The following is a 23,412-nucleotide window of genomic DNA, read 5'->3' as shown; positions in this document are numbered from 1 at the left end:
GAGCAGCGGCGGGACGATCGGAGCGTACTGGCGAAGAGCCCGCCGACCTGCCGAGCCGGCGGGTGAGAATTGTCGCGTGAGCGATACCCGTCTTCCACGCGTCCGTGCCTCCGAGCTCGTCGGGCGGGCCTGGCTCAACACCGGCGGGCAGGACGTGACCCTCGCGGACCTGCGCGGCAAGGTCGTGGTCCTCGACTTCTGGACCTTCTGCTGCATCAACTGCCTGCACGTCCTCGACGAGCTCCGTGAGCTGGAGGAGGCGTACCGCGACGAGCTCGTGATCATCGGCGTGCACTCGCCGAAGTTCGAGCACGAGGCCGACCCCGACGCGCTGGCTGCGGCCGTCGAGCGGTACGAGGTGCACCACCCCGTGCTCGACGACCCCGACCTCGTCACCTGGTCCGCCTACACCGCGCGCGCCTGGCCGACGCTCGTCGTCATCGACCCCGAGGGGTACGTCGTCGCGCAGATGGCGGGGGAGGGCCACGCCTCCGCGATCGCGGCGCTCGTCGCCGAGCTCGTCGCGGAGCACGACGCGAGGGGGACGCTGCACCGCGGCGACGGCCCCTACGTGCCGCCCGCCCCGACGTCGGGCACGCTGCGGTTCCCCGCCAAGGCGATCACGCTGCCGGGCGGCAACCTGCTCGTCGCGGACGCCGGTCACCACTCGCTCGCCGAGCTCGCTCCCGACGCCGAGACGCTCGTCCGGCGCATCGGGACCGGCGAGCGCGGTCTCCTCGACGGCGCGCCCGACGTCGCGCGGTTCAGCGAGCCGAACGGGCTGTGCCTCGTGCCGGACGAGCTGCGGGCGTCGGTCGGGTACGACGTGCTCGTCGCCGACACGGTGAACCATGCGTTGCGGGGCGTGCGGCTGTCGGACGGGGTCGTGACGACCGTCGCGGGAAACGGGCAGCAGTACATCGTCGGTGCGGTTGACAACGTGCTCCCGGTGGTCGGGTCCGGGACCGAGGTCGGTGGTGGTGGCGGGTCTACCATCCGGTCGCTCGTTCCTCGCGACCTCCCGCCAGACCCGCCACGACCCGCCACCACCACCGACCCCGCTCCCTCCGCGTCCAAGCTCGCCGCGTCTCTCGGCGGGAGCGCCGCGAGGCCTGCTTTGTCGGTTTTCGACGCACTGCGGCAGAAGTTGTCGTCGCCGTGGGACGTGGCGTGGTCGGGCGAGCTGGGCGGGTTCGTCGTCGCGATGGCCGGGAACCACACCCTGTGGGCCTTCGACGGGTTCGGGAAGATCGGGCTGCTCGCCGGGACGATGAACGAGGGGCTCGAAGACGGGCCGGGGGAGTCTGCGTGGTTCGCGCAGCCGTCCGGGTTGGCCGAGGCTGCTGACGGGGCGGTCTGGGTCGCGGACGCGGAGACGTCGGCGCTGCGCCGTGTCGACGGGCTGCGTGGCGGGGTCGCGGTCGTGCCGGACGGCGTGACGGTACGGACCGCCGTCGGGCAGGGGTTGTTCGACTTCGGGCACCGGGACGGGCCGACCGACCAGGCGCTGTTCCAGCACCCGTTGGGGGTCGCGGTGCTGCCCGACGGGAGCGTCATCGTCGCCGACACGTACGACGGCGCGATCCGGCGGGTCGTGATCGACGGTGCGGGGTCGGGCGCCGACGTCGGGGACGACGCCGCGGGCACGCGGCTCGCGGGCGAGGTCACGACGGTGGCGACGGGACTCTCGGAGCCGAGCGACGTCGTCGTGCAGGTGGTCGAGGAGGCCGACGGGCCGGCGCAGGTGCACCTGCTCGTCGTGGAGTCCGCCGCGCACCGGATCACGCGCGTCGCGCTGCCCTCCGATCTGGCGGGCGAGGTGCTCGACGGCGGCGCGCACCGCACGCAGCGGCCCGTCACCGAGATCGCGGCCGGGGCGCTGCGGCTCGACGTGCCGTTCGTGCCCGCGCTCGGTCAGAAGCTCGACGACCGGTTCGGGCCGTCGACCGAGCTCCGGGTGAGCGCGACGCCGCCGGAGCTGTTGCTCTCCGGGACGGGCACGGGCACCGAGCTCGGCCGGGACCTCGCCATCAACCCCGCCGTCACCGAGGGCGTCCTGCACGTGACGGCACGCGCGGCGTCGTGCGACGTCGTGCCGCTGGGCCTGGACGGTGAGCCGGACCCGGACGTCTTCCCCGCGTGCCACCTCGCGCAGCAGGACTGGGGCGTGCCGGTGCGTGTCGTCGTCCCGACCGGCGAGCCGACGGACGTCCCCGGCCTCACGCTCCCGCTGCGCGGCTGACGGCGAACCCCGACCTGTACGGCACCGCACGCTGCCGAACCCCGGGTTGTACGCCGGAGATCGGCCGGATCGGCGCACGACCCGGGGTTCGGCACGCGCGGCGACCGTGGCCTCGCGAACCGCTCACGCCCAGGTGAGCAGCTCCTCGCCGTGTGCCGCCCACGCGCCGGTCTCGGCGAGGGGCGTCACGGCGTCGGGCTCCGCCTCCAGCGCGACGACGGGGCACACCGCGGACCGACCGCCGGCCCGGACGGCGGCGGGGTCCCACGAGACGAGCACCGTGCCGCGCTCGACGTGGTCGCCCTGCGCGACGTGCGTCGTGAAGCCCGCGCCACCGAGCTGCACCGTGTCGATGCCCAGGTGCACGAGGACGGCGCGGCCGTCGTCGTGCTGCACGACGAACGCGTGCGGGTGCAGCTTGACGACGGTCCCGGTGATCGGCGCGACGGCGACGCCGCCCTGGGCGTCGTCCGGCTCGACCGCGAGCCCCGGCCCGACGAGACCGGCGGAGAACACCGGGTCGTCGACCTCGCTCACGTCGACGACCGTGCCGGTCACGGGCACGAGCACGGTCAGCGGGGTCGTCGGCGCCGTCACGCGACCGTCCTCTGCTCCAGGAACGAGACCAGCGCCTCGAGGGACGCCAAGGCCTCCGCCCCGTCGTCCGGTGTGGTGAGGACGACCTCTTCGCCCGCGGTGATGCCGAGCGTCAGGACGGCGAGGATGCTCCCGGCCGCGACCGGCTCGCCACCTGGCCGCGCGATCGCCACGTCGACCGGCAGTGCCGCCGCCCCCTTGACGAACAGCGCGGCGGGCCGGGCGTGGAGCCCTTCCGCGAGGGCGACGACGACCGAGCGTTCCACCGGACATTCCCTTCTTCGGGCGGTCTGGACTTCGACCATCCTACGGATCCGGCTGGCGCCGGGGGCGGGCGGCTCGCTGGATGTGGACCCCAGCGGACGGGTCTAGGGTGGCCCGCATGTCAGACGCGACGACGCCGGGGCCTCCCGCCGATCCGGGAGAGCCGCGCATCCACGTCACGCTCTCCACCGCCAGCGTCTACCCGCGCCGGGCGGCCTACGCCTTCGAGGCCGCCGCCGACCTGGGCTACGACGGCATGGAGGTCATGGTGTGGTCCGACGAGACCACCCAGGACGCCGCAGCGCTCAACCGGCTCTCCGCCGAGCACGGCATGCCGATCCGCAGCATCCACGCGCCGACGCTCCTCGTGAGCCAGCGCGTGTGGGGGCGTCCGCCGGGGCCCAAGCTGCGGCGCAGCGTCGAGCTGGCCCAGGAGGTCGGGGCGAGCACCGTCGTCGTGCACCCGCCGTTCCGGTGGCAGTACAAGTACGCGCGCGAGTTCGAGGAGCTGGTCCGCGAGCTCGACGAGACCGCGGGCGTGACGATCGCCGTCGAGAACATGTACCCCTGGCGCGGTCGCAAGCGCGAGATGCAGGCGTACCTGCCCGGCTGGGACCCGTCCGAGCACGGCTACGACCACGTCACGCTCGACCTGTCGCACGCGGCCGTCGCGCAGCAGGACGCCCTCATGCTCCTCGACGTGTTCGACGGACGGCTCGCGCACGTGCACCTGGCCGACGGCTCGGCGTCGAGCAAGGACGAGCACCTCGTCCCGGGCCGTGGCGACCAGCCGTGCGACAAGGTGCTCGCCGAGCTCGTGCGACGCGGGTGGTCGGGCGACGTCGTCGTGGAGATCGCGACGCGCCGCGCGCGGACGGCGGCGGAGCGCAAGGAGGACCTCGCGGCGTCGCTGTTCTTCGCGCGCACCTACCTCACGCCCGACCCGCACCCGGCCTACGAACCGCCGCCCGGCCCGGCGCACCGCCACCTCGACGCCTGGTGACGTGGCGCGCGGACCGGGCGAGCGCCTTCGGGCAGGCTCTGCCGGGCTCGCCCGTCGGACGAGGCGAGCCCGGCCCTGAGCGTTCGGGTCAGTCCGTGCCGTAGCCGACGACGGCCTCCTCCGAGACCTGCTCGCCGTTGCGCTCGGCGGTGACCGTCACGGTCGCCTCGCCCGCGGGGGCGTCGGCGACGCGCGTCGCGAACGACTGGTAGGCCGACGTCCCGGGCGCGACGTCCTCGAACGTCCTCGTGCCGTACGGCGTGCTGACGGTGACGTCGACCGCCGTCTGCTCGTCGTTGACGACCCGCACCGCGACGAAGTCCCTGCTGCCGAGGGTGCGCACCTCCGCCTCCGCCGAGAAGGCGAGGTCGACGTCGCCGCCGACCAGCGCGGACTGCCAGTCCGTGAGGTCCGCGAGCTTCGTGGCGAGCAGTGCGGTGTCACCGGCGTCGTCGGAGAGGCTGTCGACGAGCGCCTGGGCAGCCGCGATCGCGGTCAGGGCCGCGGCGTGGTCGCCGGCGTCGGCCGCAGCCTCCGCGTCGTCGAGGTGGGCGGTGATCGCCGCGACGGCCTCGGCGTCGCCGTGGCTCGTGGTGTCGAGCTCGTCGACGATCCCGTCGACCTCGCCGAACGTCACGCAGTTGCCGCCGCCCTCGACGACGCCCGCGGTCCACTCGACGCCCTTGAGGACGTGCTCGCGGAACAGCGGGTCGGTCCACGACTGGTCGGTGTGGCCCGCGCCCTCGTACCAGGAGCGGCCGCCCTCGAAGTTGTGGCACCACGCGAGCGGGTGGTCCTCGCCCATCGCGTTGTTGCCCGGCGAGTACGTCGACTCGTCGAGCGTGATGAGGACGTGGACGTCCTCACGGGGGTTGGTCGTGTAGTTGTACCACTCGTCGTACCGCTCCCAGGCGGCGGGGAGGTGCTCCGTCGACGGGTGCGCCGGGCTCTCGACGCGCATGGTCGCGGTCTGCTGCGCCGGGTGGCTCGCGAAGCGCGCGCCGCCGCCCGTGAGCTCGCTGTACCAGGGCACGGTGTGCATCGTGTCGGTCGCGGCGTGGAGGCCGACGAAGCCGCCGCCCGAGCGGATGTAGCCCTGGAACGCGGCGAGCTCGGCGTCGTCGAGCAGGCGCGGCGTCGCCGGGTTGAGCGAGTTCGTGTTGTCGACGGGCGAGGCGAAGACGATCGTGGCGTACTGCTGCAGGTCCTCGGTGCTCGTGAACGGCGTGCTCGCCATCGTCAGGTCGGGCTGACCCGGCGAGCCGGAGCCCCACCAGCCGCCCGACGTGTTCGGCGGGTCCCACACGTCGACGGTGAAGCCGTTCTCCGCACCGAGCTCGATGAGGGTGCGCGTGGTGTCGTCGATGTGGGAGTGCCGGAACCCGAGCGTCTCGCCCACCACGAGGATCTTGTACGGGTCGTCGGCGGCGGCGACCGCGGGTGCGACGGACGCGGCCGGGGTGCTCGACGACGCCGGCGCGGCGAGCGCGACCCCCGTCACGGCCAGAGGCACGGCGACGAGTCCCGCCGCCGCCCGATGGATGGTCTTTCCGTTGAACAAATGCATGCGTGCTTCTCCTCGTCTCGCCGGTGAGCAGTGAGAGCCGTGCTGCCGCGCCGCGGCGGTGTCGGTACCCGCCTACTTTTAGCGACAGACATTCAAAAGTCAAGGAAAATGAGGATGACTTCTGCGCTCGATGTGCCGAGCGGCGCCGCTGTCGTCGACCGCGGTTGCTCGCCGAACACGGGGTAGGCCACCGTTCTGCCGGAGATTCGGTGGGCAATCCCGTGGTCGGCGGTGGCTGATCGCGTGGTCGGCGTCAGCGCGATGCGACGGCCCAGCGGAACGCGTTGCGCAGCACGTAGCGCCCGTCGTCCTGCCGGAACGGTGCGGCAGCGGTCAGCAGGGCAGGCGCGACCTCGGCCTGGACCTCCGCGGCGGCGCCGGCGGTGAGCGCGTGGACGAGCGAGGTCGCGTCCGGGAGGACCATCGGCGTCGGCGTGAGCCGCTCCGCCTCGACGGTGAGGCCGTGCGCCGCGAGGAGGCCACCGAGGTAGCCGGCCTCTCGCGTCTCGTCGCTCGGCTCGTGCTCGTCGCCCGCGAGCGCCCGCTCGAGCACCGTGAGGTCGTTGAGGTCGTCCTCGGCCCACGTCGCGACCGCGACCCTGCGCCCGACCCTGGCGCACTCGCGCAGCAGCTGCTCCACGTCCGTGAACGCGAGCACGTTGACCGCCGTGACGAGGTCGAACGCGTCGTCGGGCCACGGCAGGTCCGCGCCGTCGGCGATCCTCAGGTCGCTGCGCGGGCTGCGGAGCCGAGCGAGCTCGATCATGCCGGGGGCGGTGTCGCATCCCGCGGCGACGGCGCCCGCGTCGTCGAGCAGGGCGAGCAGCTCGCCCGAGCCGCACCCGACGTCGAGCACCCGCCACCCCGGGACCAGGCCCGCGGCCGCGAGCAGCGCACGCTGCGCGGGCTCGCCGACGGGCGCCCAGTACTGCGCCCAGCCGGCGGCGATCGGCGACCAGTCGTCGATGGAGTCCATGCCCCCATCCTCGCCCCGATGCCGCCCGGAGCGTCCAGCGCCGCGTAGGCTCGTCGGTCGTGGCCCGGGTCAACGGTCTTCTCGCCGACACGACGCCCCTGCGTACCTCCGCGCCGTTCCGACGCCTGTGGTGGGGGCTCGGGATCTCCAACCTCGGCTCGCAGCTCACGGTCGTCGCCGTGGGCCTCCAGGTCTACGCGCTCACGGGGTCGTCGCTCGCGGTCGGCGTCCTCGGGATCTGCGCGCTCGTGCCGCTCGTCGTGCTCGGGCTGTACGGCGGCGCGCTCGTCGACGCGTACGACCGGCGCAAGGTCGCGCTCGCGGCGTCGGCGGCGCTGTGGGTGATCACGAGCCTCGTCGCGCTCCAGGCGTGGCTCCACCTCGACTCGGTGGGGGTGCTCTACGCGCTGGTCGCGGCGCAGTCGGCCGCGTTCGCGATCAACAATCCCGCGCGGTCGGCGATCATCCCGCGCCTCGTCGAGCCCCGGCTCCTGCCCGCGGCGAACGCCCTCCAGACGCTCGCGTGGAACGTCGCGCTGACGGTCGGTCCGCTCGGCGGCGCGTTCCTCGTGGCGCTGTGGGGCTACCAGGTCGCGTACACGATCGACGCGGTGCTGTTCACCGCGGCGCTGTGGGCGGTGTGGCGGCTGCCGGACATCCCGCCCGTGTCAGGGCCACAGGTCACCCCGGTGTCCTCTCGCCCTGACACGGCTCTCGGCGGTGATGACGTGTCAGGGGCACAGGTCACCCCGGTGTCCTCTCGCCCTGACGCGGCGGTGGGGTTCGCGGGTGCCCGACGGCGCCGCCGCGGTCGCGTGGTCGGGTGGCGGTCGGTCGTCGACGGGCTGCGCTACCTCGGGACGCAGCCCAACATCCGCACGACGTTCCTCGTGGACCTCGCGGCGATGGTGCTCGCGTCGCCGCGCGTGCTGCTGCCCGCGGCGGGGGTCGTCTGGCTCGGCGGGGGAGAGGCGACGACCGGCGTGCTCAGCGCGGCGTTCGCTGTCGGCGCAGTGCTCGCGAGCGCGTTCTCGGGCGGTCTGTCGCGCGTGCGGTGGCAGGGTCGCGTGATCGTCTGGGCGATCACCGCGTACGGCGCGTCGATCGTGCTGTTCGGGCTCGTGCTGCTCGCGGTCGGCGCGACGTCGCCGACGACCGTCCTCGTCGGGTGGGTCGTCGCCGCGTGCGTCGCGCTCGCGCTCGCCGGGGCGTCGGACGCCGTGAGCTCCGTCTTCCGCCAGACCATCCTCCAGACGGCGGCGCCCGACGAGATGCGCGGTCGCCTGCAAGGAGTGTTCATCGTGGTCGTCGCGGGCGGCCCGCGGCTCGGCGAGCTCGTGCTCGGCGCGCAGGCGACGTGGACCGGCGAGGCGTGGGCCGCGGTCGTCGGCGGGATCGCGTGCGTCGTCGCGCTGTGGCTCGTCGTGCGCGCCCAGCGCCGGTTCTGGCGCTACGACGCGCGGCACCCCGAGCCCTGACGGCCGGACCGTCGCCGAGAAGTGAGTTTCCGCCCCGGAATCACCCGATTCCGGGGCGGAAGCTCACGTCTCGGCGGGGACGGTGCCCAGGACCGGCGCGCCCAGCCGTTCGATCCGACCGCGCCCCCAGTCGCCGAGCGACTCGAGCGCCGCGTTGAGCGTGCTGCCGTGCTCGGTGAGCGAGTACTCGACGCGCGGGGGGACCTCGGGGAACACCTCGCGCACGAGCAGGCCGTCGGCCTCCATCTCGCGCAGCTGCTGCGCGAGCACCTTGTCGCTCACGCCCGGCAGGCCCCGCTTGAGCTCGGCGTACCGGCGCACGCCGTGATCCTCGAGCTCCCAGAGGATCAGGGACTTCCACTTGCCGCTCACGACGTCCATCGCCGCGTCGAGGCCGCACACGTAGGGACCGCGGCGCGGTGAGCCCGACGGCGCTCTCGTGCCCGCCCGGGATCTGCCCGACCGAGATCCGTCCGGCCGGGTTCCGTCCGGCCGGGTTCCGTCCGGCCGGGTCACGCCCGGCCGGCTGTCGAGGCCGGGAAGGACTGTCGTCGTCGTCATCGCTCGCTCCTTCGTCGCTGTCCTGCGTGCTGCTGGACCTGGGCGCAGCGCCGACCTGCACGCTCACCTGTGGGTGAGAACCCCACTTCGAAGTGCGTTCTTCCCGGGCGACCGTAGGGCGGCGAGGGTGGACGACGAGGGCACGCCGCACCGTCGGTGCCGCCCGAGCTCCACCATCCGAACCGGAGGAACGATGCCCGACCAGCCAGCCCCCAAGGTTCCCTCTCCGCCGTCACCCCCCTTGGCGCTCCCCGTGACCGTGCTCGGCCTCGGCGCGATGGGCGGGGCGCTCGCCGCCGCGACCGTCGCCGTCGGGCACGCCACCACCGTCTGGAACCGCACGCCCGGGCGTGCCGACGCGCTCGTCGCCGCAGGCGCCCACGAGGCGGCCTCGGTGCGGGACGCCGTCGCCGCGTCACCGCTCGTCGTGGCCGTCCTGCTCGACCAGGCATCGGTGCACGAGACGCTCGACCCCGTCCTCGACGTGCTCGCCGGCCGGACGCTCGTCAACCTCGTCACGACGACGCCCGAGGAGTCGCGCGAGCTCGCCGCCTGGGCGACGTCCCACGGCGTCGACTACCTCGACGGCGGGATCATGGCCGTCCCCGCGATGATCGGCGGGCCGGGCTCCGAGGTGCTCTACAGCGGGTCGCGCGCGGCCTTCGACGCCGCACGTCCCGTGCTCGACACCTGGGGCGAGAGCACGTGGTTCGGCGCCGACCCCGGCCTGGCGCCGCTCTACGACCTCGCCCTCCTCGCGGGGATGTACGCGATGTTCGCGGGCTTCTTCCACGGTGCCGCGATGGTCGGGACGGCCGGAGTGAGCGCCGTCGACTTCGCACGCCGCGCGGCGCCGTGGATCAGCGCGATGACGTCCGAGCTCGCGGGATTGGCGGACGTGATCGACCGGCGTGACTACTCCGGCTCGGGTCAGCAGAGCCTGGAGTTCTCGGACCTGTCCGACATGGTCCGGGCGAGCGAGGAGGCGGGCCTCGCGACCGACGTCGTCGCGGCCGTGCAGGGTCTGATCCGGCGACAGGTCGACGCCGGGCACGGTGCCGACGGCTTCGCCCGCGTCGTCGAGAGCATCCGGGCCGACTCCACCCCGGCCGACTCCACCCCGGCCGGCGCCACCCCCGCCGACACCACCCCCACCGTCGCCGTAGGAGGCACCCGATGAGCACGCCGGCTCCCGTCACCCTGATCGGTCTCGGTCCGATGGGCCAGGCCATGGTCCGCACGCTGCTCGCCGCGGGCCACCCCGTGACCGTGTGGAACCGCACGCCGTCGCGCGCGGACGCGCTCGTGTCCGAGGGTGCGACCCTCGCCGGGTCGCCTGCCGAGGCCGTGGCGGCGAGCGACGTCGTCGTGCTGAGCCTGACGGACTACGCGGCGATGTACGACGTCCTCGGCGCGGCGTCGGACGCGCTGCGCGGACGCACGGTCGTCAACCTCAGCTCCGACACCCCCGGGGCGACGCGCGACGCCGCCCGGTGGGCCGGCGACCACGGCGCGACGCTCGTGACCGGCGGCGTCATGGCGCCGCCGCCGATGCTCGGGACCGCGGAGGCCTACGTCTACTACTCCGGACCGGAGGCCGCGTTCCGGGCGCTCGAGCCGATCCTCGCCCTGCTCGGCGCGCCCCGCTACCTCGGCGAGGACCCGGGACTCGCGCAGCTCATGTACCAGGCGCAGCTCGACGTGTTCCTCACGGCGCTGTCCGGCGTCGCGCACGCCGCGGCGCTCGCGGAGGCCGCGGGCGTCCCGCCCACGCAGTTCGTCCCCGAGGCGCTGCAGACGCTCGTCACCACGCCGGCGATGATCGGGGCCGACGGCGCGGCGGGCGTCGAGTTCGAGACCGGTGTCCACCCGGGCCACCTGAGCACCGCGACGATGATGGGCGCGACCGCCGCGCACGTCCTCGGGGCGAGCGAGGAGCTGGGCGTCGACACCGCGCTGCCGCGCGCGGTCCTGTCGCACTACGAGCGCGCGCTCGCCGCGGGGCACGGTCGGGACAGCTGGACGGCGATCTTCGAGGTGATCAAGGCGGGCGCCGACGCGCGCTCCGGTGATCGCGCGCTGGCTCGATAGATGCGTCGGTAGGGTGGCGCGCGTGACCGCCGCCGCATCCCGCGAAGCTCCTGCCGAGACCGCGCTGCGGGACCGGGACGGGGTCTTCGTCGCCGGTCCCGCGTCGTGGAACCGGATCGTCCAGCTCGACGCGCTCCCCGAGCCCAGCTCGCACACGGTGTTCGCGCGCGACTCCTACGACACGGTGGGCGGCACGTCCGCCGGCAAGGCGCTCAACCTCGCGGCGCTCGGCCGGTCGGTCACGCTGCGCACGGTGCTCGGCGCCGACGACGACGGCACGCGCGTGCGCTCGGTGCTCGAGGCCGGGGGCGTGCGCGTGCTCGCCGAGCCGTCGCCCGACGGGCGCACGGAGAGCCACCTCAACCTCATGGACCGCGACGGCGGTCGCGTGTCGGTGTACCTGCGGGCCCCGGGCGAGGTCCCGGCGGCGGGCGCGGGTTGGGACGCGGCCGTCGCCACGCTCGACGCCGCCGCTGCGGTGGTCGTCGACCTCGCCGTCCCCGCGCTGCCCGTGCTCGACCTCGCCGTCGCGCGGGGCCGCGACGTCTGGGTCGACCTCCACGACTACGACGGTGCCGCGGACTTCCACCGCCCGTGGGTCGAGGCGGGCACGCACGTGTTCCTCAGCTCCGACCGTCTGCCGGACCACCGCGCGTTCATGGTGGCCCGGCTCGACGCCGGAGCACGGCTCGTCGTGTGCACGCACGGTGCTCGCGGGGCGACGGCCCTCACGGCGGGCGGGTTCGTCGACGTCCCCGCGCAGGTGGTCGAGGACGTCGTCGACACGAACGGCGCCGGCGACGCGTTCTTCGCGGGTTTCCTCGACGCGCACCTGCGGGGCGAGCCCGTCGAGGCGGCGATGCGGGCCGGGGCTGTGCACGCCGCCCGCGTCGTGCGCAGCCCAGGGCTCACCCCGCTCGGCGGCTGATCCAGCGGTCGACCGACCCGGCCACCGGTCCGGCGGCCCGCGTCGTCGTGGGCGCGGTCCGCGCCCCGTCAGGCCCGGCCCACTGCGGCGGGGTCCGCGGCGTGCCGCCCGTGGGCGAGGTCCAGGTCGTCCTCGGACGCCTCGCGCAGCGCTTCCGCGGTCGCGGCGCCGCGGTCCTTGAAGTGGCCGAGCGTCGAGAGCGCGAGCCCCAGCGCGGCCCAGCCGGCGAGCGCGAGCCACAGGAGGTGGGTGTCGGCTCGCGGGAAGTACGACAGGTCGCGCAGCAGCGTGGCCGACGCGCCCGGCGGGAACCACTGCCCGACGGCGCCCCAGGGCTGGGCCATGAACTCGACGGGCAGCTGGGCGCCGGAGATCGGGTTCGCGACCAGGAGGAACAGGACCGGGCCGACGGCGATGCCGCGGGTGCCCAGGAGCGCGACGGAGCCGGTGATGACGCCGCCGATGCCGGCCAGCGTGAGAGCGACGGCGCCCGCGTCGGCCCAGTACGCGCCCTGCAGGCCGCCGAGCGCGTGCAGGATACCGGCGATCGCCGTGCCGCCGAGCACCGAGTAGACGCCCAGGGCGGTGACCCGGCGCCACACGCCGACGACGAGCGTCGAGATCGCGATGCCGCCGATCATGCCGCCCAGCACGAGCGGGAACGAGGCCGCGGACATCGTGGTGCCGCGCGCGTCGTCCGCGGAGAGGGGCACGACGTCGGTCAGGCCGACGGTCACGTGCGCGTCGGCCGGCGCGCCCTGGGCGGCGAGCGCGGCGTCGACCTGCGACTGGAGCGCGGGCTGCAGGCCCGCGAGCATCGGCGCGACGACGGGGCTCGCGGCGGAGGCCGTGAGCACCTCGGGCTCGTCACCGAGGACGACGGCCCCGTATGCCTCGCGCGTCTCGATCGCTTCGACGGCGGCGGCGCGGTCGTCGACCTCGACGAACGTGAAGGCGTCGGGCGCGTGCTCGGCGATCCCCGCCTCGACCTGGGCGACCAGCGCCGCATCCCCGCCGCCGGCGACGGCAAGCGGCAGGTCCTTCGGCTCGGCGGTGACCGACGGCCACAGGAACGCGAGGACGAGCACGCTCGCGAGCGCGACGAGCCCCGCCCCGATCGCGACGACGCGCGACCAGTGGGTGTGGGGTGCGGGGGTGGGTGTCGGCATGGCTCCTCCATTAAAAACGAATGTTCGTTCTCTAGGATGCGCGCCGGAGTGCGGGATGTCAAGAATGATCGTTCGGTTTATGCTGGACCGATGCCGAGGGTGAGCGAGGAGTACCGCACCAGGCGGCGTCGGGAGATCGCCGACGCCGCGTTGCGAGCGGTGCGCCGCAAGGGGTTCCAGGCCGCCTCGATGGCGGACATCATCGCCGAGTCGGGGATGTCGGCGGGCGCGATCTACGGCTACTTCGCGGGCAAGGGCGAGATCGTGCACGAGGTGGCGGGCGGCATCGTCGGCGGCCGCATCGACGACGTCGGACGGCTCGCCGCGGCCGACCCCATGCCGCCGCCCACCGAGGTGGTCCGCGTGCTGATGCGCGGCATGCTGGCCGATCTCGGCGAGACCGGGATCCTCGTCCAGCTGTGGGGCGAGGCGGTCACCGACGCCGCGTTGCGCAACCTCGCGTCGGACGTGCTGGGCCGGCTCCGTGGCGCCTACGTGGGCTACCTCTCGACCTGGCACCAGCGCGAGCACGGGCTGGCTCCCGACGAGGCCGAGGCCCTCGCCGTCGACCAGGCGCCGCTCTTCCTCGCGGCGAGCCAGGCGTTCGTCGTCCAGAGCGCGCTCCTCGACGACTTCGACGCCGAGCTCTACCTCGACCGCGTCACGCGCCACCTCCCGCACTGACGGACCGACCCGTCCCGCACTGACGGACCGACCCGGTCCGCCCGTCGCGCGTCGTCGGGTTCCGGCCTACGACGCCGCGAAGAGCGGCGCGCGACCGGGCGGCTGCGCGGGCGGCGGACCCTGCTCTCCCGGGCGGACCGGCCGCACCTGCGTCGGCTGCTCCTGCGTGAGGTGCAGCTCCGCGCCGTCGTGCACGAGCCGCAGCTTGTCCCCGGACACCAGCCGATACGTCACGCCGTCGCGCCGCACCTCGACGCGCGCGCTCGCACCGTCCGCGTGCACCGGGAACGCGAGCCCGATGACCCGCGACGGCAGGGACGGCGCGAGGTGCGGGACGCCGTCCTCGTGGCGCAGACCGCCGAGCCCGGCGACCAGCGCGATCCACGTCCCGGCGAGCGACGCGACGTGCAGACCGCCGTCGGTCGAGGCGCGCAGGTCGCACAGGTCGAGGAGCGCGCACTCGCGCGCGTACGCGTACGCGAGGTCGAGGTAGCCGATCTCCGCGGCGACCACGGCCTGCACCGGCGCGGACAGCGACGAGTCGCGCACGGTCAGCGGCTCGTAGTAGTCGAAGTCACGACGCCTCTGCTCGGGCGTGAACTCCTCCCGCGCGACGTGCAGCGCGAGCACGAGGTCGGACTGCTTGACCACCTGCCGGCGGTAGAGCTCGGAGTAGTGGGCGTGGTCGTCGAGCGGGAACCGGGCGGTGCCGCGCGCCTCGAAGTCCCAGTGCGCGTGCCGGGTGAAGTCCTGCGACTGCTCGGTGACCTGCAGCTCGTCGGAGTAGGGCACCATCATCCGGTCCGCCGCCAGGAGCCACGCCGCCCGCTCGTCGGCGGTGACGCCCAGCCCGCCCGCCCGCTCCGGGTACCGGTCGCACAGGTCCGCCGCGGCCCGCAGGTTCTGGCGCGCCACGAGGTTCGTGTAGGTGTTGTTGTCCACGATCGCCGTGTACTCGTCCGGTCCGGTCACGCCGTCGATGCGGAACCCGGCGTCCGTGTGGTGCCCGCGGCCCGCCCAGAGCCGTGCGGTCTCCACGACCAGGTCCAGGGCCACGTCACGGGCGAACGCCTCGTCCCCCGTGGCGGCGTCGTGCCGCACTGCGGCGAGCGCGACGGCGGCGCTGACGTGGAACGCCGCGGTCCCGGCGGGCCAGTAGCCCGACGACTCCCGCCCGCTGATCGTCCGCCACGGGAACGCGGCGCCCGGCAGACCCAGCTCGGCCGCGCGCTCGAGCGCGTGCGGCAGCGTCGCGTGCCGCCAGCGCAGGTGCGCGGCGGCCGCGCCGGGCAGCACGTGGTCCAGGACCGGGAGCACGAACGTCTCCGAGTCCCAGAAGGCGTGCCCTCCGTACCCCGTGCCCGTGAGTCCCTTGGCGCGGACGCCGACCCCCTCGACGCACGCCGACGCCTGTACCGCCTGGAACAAGGCGAACCGCACGGCCTGCTGCATCTCGTCGTCGCCCTCGACCTCGACGTCGCCGCGCTCCCAGACGTCGGCGAGGAGCTCGGCCTGCTCGCGCTCCAGCTCGTCCCACCCGGCGGCGAGGGCGGCGGTGAGCACCTCGTGCGCCCGCGCCGGCAGGGCGTCGGCGTCCGGCCCGCCCACGTGGGCCGAGACCAGAAGCACCGTGATCCACTGTCCAGCCCGCAGATCGACCGTGAGGGTGGCGGCGCCCGCGCGATGGTGCCACACCGGCGTCACGCCGTCGGCGCCCTCCACGACGTGTGCCGTCTCGACGGCGACCCCCCGGCCCGAGCGGACGGTGCGCTGGTGCACGGACGACCCCTCGGCGTCGTGCCGGCACGACGCCGTGACGAGCCCGGGTTCCGTGCGCTCACCGTGCTCGACATCCTCGGCGCCGTCGCCGTGTGGGCAGTCGGGGGCGGGTCGCACGGTCACCGTGACGTCGTCGTGCGCGCGCACGTGCCACCGCGACGCGACGACCTCGGGCCGCGTGAGCGACACCAGTCGCCGGTTGACGAGGGTCACCGCCCCGCCCGACGGCGCGGTCCAGCGCAGCTCCCGGTCCAGGACCCCGCGGCGCAGGTCGAGGACGCGGTCGTGGGCGTCGGCGGTCGCGGACGCGACGTCGACCGGTGCGCCGTCCACGGACCAGCCGAGGCGCCACGCGTCGACCACCGGGACGAGGCGTTCCTCCACCTCGGGGTAGGCGTAGCCGCCCTCGGCGTACGTCTGGTCGTACTCCTCGACGACGGCGGCGAGGAGCGTCGCCGGGTCCGCGTCCGCGGGCGTCTCGTCGAGCACCCCGCGCACACCGACGTACCCGTTGGACAGGGACAGGACGGAGGCCGCGGTGCGGGGTCCGTCGAGGTCGAGCTCGGACTCCCGCACCGACCAGCGGCTGAGTTCGTTCGTCACCCGTGACACCTCATCACGGCCCGGGCGCGCTCACCCGTCGAGCGCGGCCGACGGCGCTCCCTGATCCCGGCGCTACGCCAGGCCCGTGTCCCGCGCGACGATCGCGGCCTGCATGCGCGACGCGACCCCGAGCTTCGCGAGCACGCGCGAGACGTGGGTCTTCGCCGTCGCCTCCGAGATGAACAGCTCCGTCGCGATCCCCTGGTTCGACAGCCCGCGGCCCAGCGTCGCGAGCACGTCCACCTCGCGCGGCGTGAGGTCCGCGAGGCGGGGGTCGCCCGCACCGTCCGGGGCGTGGCCCGTGCCCGACGCCGGGTCGTCCGGTCGGCCTGTCGCGTCGCCCGACCGCGCGTCGCCCGACCGCGCACCGGCCGGCCACGTACCGCCCGGGTGGGTCGGCCGGCCGGGGCGGGGGCCGCCGTCGGGCCCGGGACCGCGCGCGAACGCGGCGAGCAGGCGCCGGGTGACCTCCGGGGCGAGCACGCCGTCGCCGTCGGCGACGCGCCGGACCGCGTCGAGCAGCGCTGCGGGCTCCGCGGTCTTGAGGAGGAAGCCCGCCGCGCCGGCGCGCAGCGCGCCGTCGACGTACTCGTCGAGGTCGAAGGTCGTGAGGACCAGGACGTCGGCGAGACCCTCCGTCGTGATGACGCGCGTCGCCTCGATCCCGTCGACACCGGGCATGCGCAGGTCCATGAGCACGACGTCCGGCCGCAGCGCCCGCGCGTTGGTGATCGCGGCCGTGCCGTCGGCGGCCTCGCCGACGACCTCGACGTCGTCCGCCGCCTCGAGCAGCAGGCGCAGCCCGGCGCGGATCGCGGCGTGGTCGTCGGCGAGGAGCACGCGGACCGTCGGGCGCGTCATCGCGCGGCCCCCGGCGCCGATCGCGGACCTCCGGTGGGCACGGCCGCCGGGACCGCCGCGCGGACGGTCCACCCGCGACCGTGAGCCGCCCCGCCATCGTGTGACGCCCCGCCATCGTGTGACGCCCCGCCATCGCGTGCCGACCCGTCCGCGGGCCCGGCGTCGAGCGTGCCACCGACCCCCTCGGCGCGCTCGCGCATGGTCAGCAGGCCCGTCCCCGCGCTGAGCGCCGGGTCCCCGAGCGGACGGCGCACCGGAGTGCCGTCGTCGTGGACGGTGAGCACGATGTCGTCGCCGGACCGCTCGAGCCGTACGGCGACCGGCGCTCCCGGGGCGTGCTTGAGCGCGTTCGTCAGGGCCTCCTGCGCGACCCGGTAGAGCGCCTGGTCCACGGCGGCCGGAAGCTCGTCGGCACCGGCGTCGTCCGTGAAGGTGACGTCGGTCCCGGTCGCGCGCGCCGCGACGAGCAGCGTGCCGATCTCGGCGAGCCGACCGGGGGTGACCACCGGTTCGGACCCTCGCCGCTCGCTGCGCAGGAGCAGGATCATCGACCGCATCTCCTCCAACGACGTGACCGCGCTCGTGCGCACCTGCTCCAGGGCGGCCCGGTCGCGCCCCGCGTCCGGCGGGAGCTGGAGCGCGGCGCCCGAGTGGATGGCGATCGCCGAGAGGTGGGACGCGATGACGTCGTGCAGGTCGCGCGCCATCGCGGCGCGCTCGGCCCGGACCGCCTCGTGCCGGTCGAGCTCGGAGATGCGCTCGAGGTCGCTCGCACGCTCGCGCTCGAGCTCCGCCGCGCGGGCGGCGCTCGCGGCGTCGCGGGCGGCGAGGTCAGCGCGATCGCGCTCCAGCTCGGCGAGCTCGGTCTTCTGGCGCACGTTCGTCGCCCACCACAGGGGCACCAGCAGCACCCCGCCGAGCTGGAGGCCCGTGTACACGAACACCCGCACGTCGCGCGCGGCCTCGCCGGCCGCGACCGCGCCGAGCACCGAGACGGTGATCGTGACGCCCCACAGCCAGGCGCGCGCCCGCGGGCTGCCCCACGTCGCCGCCGCGTACAGCAGGTCCCACAGGACGATGGTGATCGCGAGGGAGCCACCCCACGCGAGGTCCACGAGCATGATGACGACGCCGCCCGCGAGCGCGAGCATCGGGCGGCGGCGCTTGACGAGGATGAGCGCGCAGCCGACCGCGAGCAGCGCGTACCGCCACCACGGCTCAGGAGTCACGATCCCGAACACGCCGTCGACGCGGACGAGGTCGACGAGCCCCACCTCGATGAGCACCCACCCGAGCACGAACGTCATGACCGCGGTGACGACGTCGTTGCGCGAGTCCTCGAGTCGCCACACCGGGCGCAGGGCGCCGTCGCGGGACCACCAGCGGGCTGAGCTCACGCTCCCATCCCAGCACACGAGCCGTCGTCGGGGGATCGGTCGAAGGGTGTAGGCGGTGCGCGGCGGCACCCTGCGGCAGGAGCGAGGATCGTCCGTCCGGCCGACGACGGGGCCGCCCGCCCCGGGAGATGGTCGGGTCATGGACCTTCCTCTCGACCTCGCCGGCGCCGACGGCGCCGGGCTCGGGCTCGCCGCGATGGCCGGCATCCTCGTCGTCCTGGCGCTCGTCGACTCGACGAGCTTCGGCACGCTGCTCATCCCCGTGTGGCTCCTGCTCGCGCCCGGGCGCCTCCGCGCCGGCCGTGTGATCACCTACCTGGTGACCGTGGCGGGCTTCTACCTCGCGGTCGGGATCGTCGTCATGCTCGGCGCGGGCGCGTTCCTCGACCGGTTCGGCGACGCGCTCGACACGCGCGCTGCGGCCATCGTGCAGCTCCTCCTGGGCATCGGGCTCTTCGCGCTGAGCTTCCGGTTCGACGGCAAGCGCGCCGCGCGCCGGGCGGAGCGCGCGGTGGCCGGGGGCGTGGCGGCGGGGGCCGCACCGCCGGCGCAGGGAAGGCTGTCGCGGTGGCGCGAGCGCGCGCTCGGCATCGAGTCGGCTGCCGACGGTGGCGGTGCGCAGGGCGCGGTGACCGTCCGGACGCGGCCGTCCGTGCTACCGCTCGTCGGCCTCGCGCTCGGTGCCGTCGCGATCGAGGTCGGCACGATGCTGCCCTACCTCGCCGCGATCGGGATCATCACCACGTCCGACGTCGGGTGGCCGACCTCAGCGGGCGTCCTCGCCGCGTACTGCGTCGTGATGGTCGCGCCCGCGCTCCTGCTCCTCCTGGGACGGCTCGTCGCGGCGCGCGCCGTCGACCCGCTCCTGCACCGCCTCGACCGGTGGCTCACCAAGAACGCCGCCGAGATGACCGGGTGGGTCCTCGCGATCCTCGGCGTCCTGCTCGCGCTGAACGCGATGGGACGCCTCGGCTGGACCGGCTGACCGACGGACGCGCTGCCGCCTGACGGCCGGTCGCCCGAGCCGCCGATCATGCCATCGTGACGGTCGACCATGCGTTCGTGGCCCGTCCGGACGACCGGACGGGCCACGAGCGCATGGTCGACGTGCGACCGATCAGGCGAGGTCAGACGCGCGTGCCGTTCGACTCCGACGCCCTGTCGGCGCCGGGCAGCGTGCTGCCCGCGAGCCCGGCGATGAGCTGGTTGATGTCGACGCCGGTGAGCTGCTTGATGACGCCTTGACCCTCGCCCAGGACGGACGCGACGTTCTTCGTGATCGCCGAGGCGCCGTCGGTCGAGATGACCGTCATGCCCTGGATCTTGCCGATCGGCTCGGCGGCGGCGCGCACGATCTCGGGCAGGCGCTCGATGAGCTCCTGGACGAGAGCCGCCTCGCCGTACTTCTTGAGCGCCTCGGCCTTGGCGTCGGTCGCGACCGCCTCGGCACGACCCTCGGCCTCGATCGCGGACGCCCGGGCCTCGCCCTCGGCCTTGATGCCCTCCGCGAGCGCGACCTGACGGTCACGCTCGGCCTCACCGGCGCGGCGCACGGCCGTGGCGGACGCCTCGGCGTCCTGGATCGCCGCCGTCTTGTTCGCCTCGGCGATGACGGTGCGCTTGTAGGCGTCGGCCTCGGTGGCGGCGTTCGCCGCGTCACGACGCGCGTTGGCCTCCTGGACCTCGGCGTACGCCTTGGCCTCGGCGGGCTTGCGGATCTCGATGTCCAGCCGCTCCTGCGTCACGCGCGCCTGCTCGGCGAGCGCCTCGCGCTCCTGCTGCGCGACGAGGCGGTCCTGCTCGGCGCGCGCGAGCTGGCCGGCCGCGTCCGCCTCGGCGTTGGCCCGGTCGGTGTCGGCCTTGATGACGGCGCGCTTCAGGTCGAGCGCCTTCTGGCGCTCCGCGATCTGCTCCGCCGCCTCGATGGCCGCGAACTCCGACGCACGCTGCGCCTCGGCCTCGGAGACCTCGGCGACCTGGCGGGCGCGCGCGTTCTCGGCACGACCGAGGTTGGCCAGGTAGTCCGAGCCCGGCGTCGAGATGTCGGAGATGTTGAGCAGGTCGACCTGGAGGCCCTGCTCGGACAGGTCCGCCTTCGTCGACTCGACGACGCGGTCGGACAGGCCCTTGCGGTCCGAGATGATCTGCTCGATCGTCATGTCGCCGACGATCGAGCGCAGCGAGCCCTCGAGGGACTCCTTGATGATCTCGGTGAGCGTGCTCTGCTGGGACAGGAAGCGCTGGGCGGCGCGACGCACGCCCTCCTCGTCGCCGCGGACCTTGAAGTTGATCGACGCCTTGATGGCGATCTTGATGCGGTGCTTGTCCACGCCCTCGACGGTGATCCCGATCTGACGCTGCTCGAGCGAGATGGGGAAGCCCTGCTGGAGGATCGGCCAGACGAACGTGCGGCCGCCGACGATGACCTTCTGGCCGCTGCCGGTGGCCTCCTTGCGGCCGGCGCCGCGACCCACGATGACGAGTGCCTCGTTCGGCGGGACGCGACGGATGCGCTTGCTGATGAAGATGATCACCGCGAAGAACGCGATGACCAGGGCGACGATCGCCAAGGTCGTGATGAGGTTGTTCGTGTCGTCCAGCATGGTCAGCGCCGGGGCGCGTCTCCTTCCGTTCGGGCGGTGGGCGTGCGATCAGTACGAGGCCCGGGCGATCCGTGCGAAGGTCCGGGAATGCGGTGCGCGGTGCAGCGGGTACGGGTCGACGTCAGTCGTTCGCGAAGTGCCGGCGCACGCGCACCTTGCTGCCGGACTGCTCGAGGACGACGACGCGCGCGCCCTCGGGGATGGGCTCCTCCGACCAGGCGAGCCGGCGCTCGAGCTCGTGGGCCGCGTCGAGCGACACCTCACCACGAGACGGGTCGATGGCGGTCGTCGCGGTGCCCTGGACGCCGACGAGCGACACCGGCGTCCCGTCCTCCGAGTCGCGCAGGTGCGTGACGAGGCGCTGGACGACGAGGACCACGACGACGGCCACGACGAGCGACCCGACGTACGCGACCCACGTGGGCAGGTCGTTCGCGGTCACGATGACGCCCACGGACCCGAAGACGACGCCCCCGACACCGAGCGACGTGCCCGAGAGCGACCCGTCTCCCAGGTCGACGATCTCGCCGACGAGCAGCGAGAGGAGGAGCAGCGCGAGCGCGGCGATGCCGATGACGAGGAAGACGATCATTCGTGGTCCCTTGAGCGACGCGTGGAGTTGTCGTGAACGTGCGCACACCATACCGTGACGCGCGCGCGCGAAGTTGTCGTCCACAGGACCTGGGGATGGGGACCTCTCCCCGTGCGTGCTCGCCTCGCGGGCGGCGACCACAGATGCTTGAGTCCACCCATGCGGACGGATCGTGCGCGGGGCGAGTCGCTCCGGTGATCGAGGTCGAGCACCTCACCAAGACCTACGGCGAGACGGTCGCCGTCGACGACCTGAGCTTCGTGGTGCGCACGGGCCGCGTGACCGGGCTGCTGGGCCCGAACGGCGCGGGCAAGTCGACGACCATGCGCATGATCCTCGGCCTGCACCGGCCGACGAGCGGGACCGTGCGGATCGACGGGAAGCCGTTCGTCGACGACCCCGCACCGCTGACGGCCGTCGGCGCCATGCTCGACGCCCACGCGGTGCACCCCGGCCGCACGGCGCGCACCCACCTGCGGTCGCTCGCGCTGACGCACCGGCTGCCGGCCTCCCGCGTCGAGGAGGTGCTGGAGACCACGGGGCTCGCGGCGGTGGCCGGCCGCCGCATCGGCACGTTCTCGCTCGGGATGGGGCAGCGCCTGGGCATCGCCGCCGCGCTCCTGGGGCACCCGCGCACGCTCGTGCTCGACGAACCCGTGAACGGGCTCGACCCGGACGGCGTGCACTGGGTCCGCGAGCTCGTGCGCGCGCTCGCGGCGCAGGGCACGACCGTCCTCGTCTCGAGCCACCTGATGTCCGAGATGGCGCTCACGGCCGACGACGTCGTCGTCCTGGGCCGCGGCCGGCTCGTCGCGAGCGGGACCGTCGAGGAGATCGTCGCCGCCGCGACCGGTGGCAGCGTCCGGGTGCGCACCGCGGACGCGGGCGACGCCCTGGCGGCCGAGGTCCGCGCGGCCGGGGGGAACGTCACCTCCGCGGACGGCCGCGTCCTGACGGTGACCGGGCTCTCCAGCGACCAGGTCGGCGCGCTCGCGATGAGGACCGGCACGGTGCTCGCGGAGCTCGTCCCGCAGCACGTCTCGCTGGAGGACGCGTTCTTCGAGCTGACGAAGGACGCCGTCGAGTACACGACCGACGGAGGACCGCGATGAGCGCACAGCCTGCGCCCGCCCTCTCGACCGCGGCGCCTGCCCCGGCGCCCGTGCCGCGGCTGGGGTTCGGCGGGCTGGTCGCGTCCGAGTCGCTCAAGGCGAGAGGCCTGCGGTCGACGTGGTGGCTCCTCTCTCTCGCCCTGCTCGTGCCGGTCCTCGTCGCGCTGGTCACCGCGCTCAGCCGGCGGTCGGACGTCACCGGCGCCGACGCCGCGCTCGCGGAGGCGGTCGGCGCGGTCACGGACACGAACTACCTCGCGCTGTTGCTCCTCGTCGTCCTCGGGACGATCGTCGGGACCGCGGAGTACGAGCGAGGCGCCGTCCTCACCACGTTCGCCGTCGTGCCGCGCCGTGTCCCGGTCGTCCTCGCCAAGGTCGTCGTGGTCGCCGTTGCCGCTCTCGTGGTCTCGGTGGCCGCCGGTGCGGTGGCGTTCCTCGTCGCGGCCCTCGTGCTCGGTCACGGAGCACCCGGGGGATTCGCCGACCCGGTCGTGCTCCGCGTGCTCGCGGGCACGGCGTTCTACCAGGCTGCCGCCACCGTGATCGCGTTGGCGTTCGGCCTCCTCGTCCGGTCGAGCGCGGGCGGCATCGCCGCGACGCTCGGCTTCCTCTATGTCGTCCCCGCCCTGCTGCAGGCGATCCCGGTCGACGCCGTCGGTCGCTTCGCCCGCTCGCTCCCGGGGCCCGAGGGCACGGTGCTGGAGCTCCCGAGCGGAGCGGACGGCGCGACGCTCACCTGGAGCGTCCTCGCCATCGTCGCGTGGACGGCGGTCGTGGTGGCTGCGGCCTGCGCCGTGGTCCGCCGCCGGGACGTCTGACCGGCTGACCGGCGCCCTGCTTGAGCGCGCGGCGATGCTCCCGAGCACACGCGGGATCGTGCGTGCGTGCGCGCGCTGTCGCCCGGA

General features: G+C 74.3%; 21 protein-coding genes. 10 read left to right on the top strand and 11 right to left on the bottom strand.

Annotation, left to right across the window (positions count from 1 at the left end):
* Positions 1-76: 76 nt before the first annotated feature.
* Positions 77-2,242 carry an NHL domain-containing thioredoxin family protein gene (locus AC4H2G_RS03820; RefSeq protein ID WP_494364423.1) on the top strand — a complete coding sequence of 722 codons (2,166 nt, stop codon included), beginning with the start codon at positions 77-79 and terminating at the stop codon, positions 2,240-2,242.
* Positions 2,243-2,365: 123 nt separating this feature from the next.
* Here the strand turns inward: AC4H2G_RS03820 and AC4H2G_RS03815 are convergent, their stop codons facing one another.
* Entirely contained in the window at positions 2,366-2,839 is a 474-nt protein-coding gene (locus tag AC4H2G_RS03815) for a PTS sugar transporter subunit IIA (protein ID WP_494364422.1), read from the bottom strand.
* Positions 2,836-3,105 (bottom strand): HPr family phosphocarrier protein, encoded by a 270-nt coding sequence (locus AC4H2G_RS03810; protein WP_494364421.1) that lies wholly within the window; start codon positions 3,103-3,105, stop codon positions 2,836-2,838. The genes AC4H2G_RS03815 and AC4H2G_RS03810 overlap by 4 nt, the downstream gene beginning before the upstream one ends.
* A 116-nt stretch (positions 3,106-3,221) precedes the next feature.
* Here AC4H2G_RS03810 and AC4H2G_RS03805 point away from each other — a divergent pair, with 116 nt between their 5' ends.
* Positions 3,222-4,106: a sugar phosphate isomerase/epimerase family protein gene (locus AC4H2G_RS03805; protein WP_494364420.1), complete on the top strand. Its 885-nt coding sequence runs from the start codon at positions 3,222-3,224 to the stop codon at positions 4,104-4,106.
* Positions 4,107-4,194: 88 nt separating this feature from the next.
* On the opposite strand, the gene AC4H2G_RS03800 is transcribed toward AC4H2G_RS03805, so the two are convergent.
* Both AC4H2G_RS03800 and AC4H2G_RS03795 read right to left on the bottom strand, forming a co-directional pair.
* Positions 4,195-5,673, bottom strand: coding sequence for a ThuA domain-containing protein (locus AC4H2G_RS03800; protein WP_494364419.1), 1,479 nt, complete (start codon positions 5,671-5,673; stop codon positions 4,195-4,197).
* 253 nt (positions 5,674-5,926) lie between these two features.
* Entirely contained in the window at positions 5,927-6,649 is a 723-nt protein-coding gene (locus tag AC4H2G_RS03795; protein ID WP_494364418.1) for a class I SAM-dependent methyltransferase, read from the bottom strand.
* Positions 6,650-6,708: 59 nt separating this feature from the next.
* Between AC4H2G_RS03795 and AC4H2G_RS03790 the strand changes: the two genes are divergently transcribed.
* Complete coding sequence (locus AC4H2G_RS03790; protein WP_494364417.1) at positions 6,709-8,127, top strand: MFS transporter; 1,419 nt, start codon at positions 6,709-6,711, stop codon at positions 8,125-8,127.
* A 63-nt stretch (positions 8,128-8,190) separates the two neighbouring features.
* Here AC4H2G_RS03790 and AC4H2G_RS03785 read toward each other — a convergent pair whose 3' ends face one another.
* Entirely contained in the window at positions 8,191-8,529 is a 339-nt protein-coding gene (locus AC4H2G_RS03785) for a winged helix-turn-helix transcriptional regulator (RefSeq protein ID WP_494364416.1), read from the bottom strand.
* A gap of 352 nt (positions 8,530-8,881) precedes the next feature.
* On the opposite strand from AC4H2G_RS03785, the gene AC4H2G_RS03780 reads away from it, so the two are divergent.
* Genes AC4H2G_RS03780 through AC4H2G_RS03770 form a run of 3 tightly spaced genes read left to right on the top strand, consistent with a single transcriptional unit; the run spans position 8,882 to position 11,707 of the window.
* Positions 8,882-9,868, top strand: coding sequence for an NAD(P)-dependent oxidoreductase (locus AC4H2G_RS03780; RefSeq protein WP_494364415.1), 987 nt, complete (start codon positions 8,882-8,884; stop codon positions 9,866-9,868).
* A complete protein-coding gene (locus tag AC4H2G_RS03775) occupies positions 9,865-10,779 on the top strand; it encodes an NAD(P)-dependent oxidoreductase (RefSeq protein ID WP_494364414.1) in 915 nt (304 codons plus the stop codon). The genes AC4H2G_RS03780 and AC4H2G_RS03775 overlap by 4 nt, the downstream gene beginning before the upstream one ends.
* 22 nt (positions 10,780-10,801) lie before the next feature.
* Positions 10,802-11,707, top strand: coding sequence for a carbohydrate kinase family protein (locus tag AC4H2G_RS03770; protein ID WP_494364413.1), 906 nt, complete (start codon positions 10,802-10,804; stop codon positions 11,705-11,707).
* Positions 11,708-11,775: 68 nt separating this feature from the next.
* On the opposite strand, the gene AC4H2G_RS03765 is transcribed toward AC4H2G_RS03770, so the two are convergent.
* On the bottom strand, positions 11,776-12,876 hold the full coding sequence (locus AC4H2G_RS03765; RefSeq protein ID WP_494364412.1) for an ABC transporter permease: 1,101 nt from the start codon (positions 12,874-12,876) through the stop codon (positions 11,776-11,778).
* Positions 12,877-12,966: 90 nt separating this feature from the next.
* Between AC4H2G_RS03765 and AC4H2G_RS03760 the strand changes: the two genes are divergently transcribed.
* A complete protein-coding gene (locus tag AC4H2G_RS03760; RefSeq protein WP_494364411.1) occupies positions 12,967-13,560 on the top strand; it encodes a TetR/AcrR family transcriptional regulator in 594 nt (197 codons plus the stop codon).
* Between the two features lie 66 nt (positions 13,561-13,626).
* On the opposite strand, the gene AC4H2G_RS03755 is transcribed toward AC4H2G_RS03760, so the two are convergent.
* From AC4H2G_RS03755 to AC4H2G_RS03745, 3 genes are all read right to left on the bottom strand, one after another.
* Entirely contained in the window at positions 13,627-15,942 is a 2,316-nt protein-coding gene (locus tag AC4H2G_RS03755) for a glycoside hydrolase family 65 protein (protein ID WP_494364410.1), read from the bottom strand.
* Between the two features lie 72 nt (positions 15,943-16,014).
* Positions 16,015-16,803, bottom strand: a complete 789-nt coding sequence (locus AC4H2G_RS03750) for a response regulator (protein ID WP_494364409.1) — start codon at positions 16,801-16,803, stop codon at positions 16,015-16,017.
* Positions 16,800-18,200: a sensor histidine kinase gene (locus AC4H2G_RS03745; RefSeq protein WP_494364408.1), complete on the bottom strand. Its 1,401-nt coding sequence runs from the start codon at positions 18,198-18,200 to the stop codon at positions 16,800-16,802. The genes AC4H2G_RS03750 and AC4H2G_RS03745 overlap by 4 nt, the downstream gene beginning before the upstream one ends.
* Before the next feature lie 139 nt (positions 18,201-18,339).
* Between AC4H2G_RS03745 and AC4H2G_RS03740 the strand changes: the two genes are divergently transcribed.
* Positions 18,340-19,185, top strand: coding sequence for a GAP family protein (locus AC4H2G_RS03740; RefSeq protein WP_494364407.1), 846 nt, complete (start codon positions 18,340-18,342; stop codon positions 19,183-19,185).
* 142 nt (positions 19,186-19,327) lie between these two features.
* Here the strand turns inward: AC4H2G_RS03740 and AC4H2G_RS03735 are convergent, their stop codons facing one another.
* Positions 19,328-20,803 carry a flotillin family protein gene (locus AC4H2G_RS03735; protein WP_494364406.1) on the bottom strand — a complete coding sequence of 492 codons (1,476 nt, stop codon included), beginning with the start codon at positions 20,801-20,803 and terminating at the stop codon, positions 19,328-19,330.
* Positions 20,804-20,924: 121 nt separating this feature from the next.
* Positions 20,925-21,395: an NfeD C-terminal domain-containing protein gene (locus AC4H2G_RS03730; protein WP_435738144.1), complete on the bottom strand. Its 471-nt coding sequence runs from the start codon at positions 21,393-21,395 to the stop codon at positions 20,925-20,927.
* Between the two features lie 194 nt (positions 21,396-21,589).
* Between AC4H2G_RS03730 and AC4H2G_RS03725 the strand changes: the two genes are divergently transcribed.
* Entirely contained in the window at positions 21,590-22,507 is a 918-nt protein-coding gene (locus tag AC4H2G_RS03725) for an ABC transporter ATP-binding protein (RefSeq protein ID WP_494364405.1), read from the top strand.
* The gene (locus AC4H2G_RS03720; RefSeq protein WP_494364404.1) at positions 22,504-23,325 is read left to right on the top strand and encodes an ABC transporter permease; all 822 of its coding nucleotides are present in this window, start codon (positions 22,504-22,506) and stop codon (positions 23,323-23,325) included. The genes AC4H2G_RS03725 and AC4H2G_RS03720 overlap by 4 nt, the downstream gene beginning before the upstream one ends.
* The last annotated feature ends 87 nt before the right edge of the window (positions 23,326-23,412 follow it).

The organism is Cellulosimicrobium sp. BMG9.23, assembly GCF_059159985.1.
Note: the sequence above shows the minus strand (reverse complement) of the source record. Positions and strands in the feature narration are given on the sequence as shown.